Source organism: Bacillus sp. SIMBA_074 (genome assembly GCF_046534555.1).
Classification (GTDB): domain Bacteria; phylum Bacillota; class Bacilli; order Bacillales; family Bacillaceae_G; genus Bacillus_A; species Bacillus_A mycoides.
The window spans coordinates 1-231 of record NZ_JAWRYM010001335.1; the positions used below are offsets into that span (position 1 = coordinate 1).

At 68.8% G+C, this 231-nt stretch carries 1 protein-coding gene; it reads left to right on the plus strand.

Annotated elements, in window-relative coordinates:
- Nucleotides 1-231: hypothetical protein (locus tag SB773_RS35035; protein ID WP_410595202.1), on the plus strand; the 231-nt coding region annotated here is incomplete at both ends.

Here is a 231-nt window from a genome sequence, read left to right on the forward strand (position 1 = left end):
TCGAGGAGCGCTTTCACCGCTTCGAAGTCGTCGCCGCTTCGTGCGGCGGCGTCGGCGGCGTGCAGAAGCTCGGGCAGCCGGACCAGTCTCGGAACGGTATGGCCGGGATCCAGGAAACCGACGCCATCGTTCGGCCGGAATCGGAGAGCCCCCTGGCGGGTGATGTCACCGACGCCGGTCAAGAAGTCGACATCGTCGAGCTGCTGAGGGCGGCGTGCCTCCTCGCGGGCG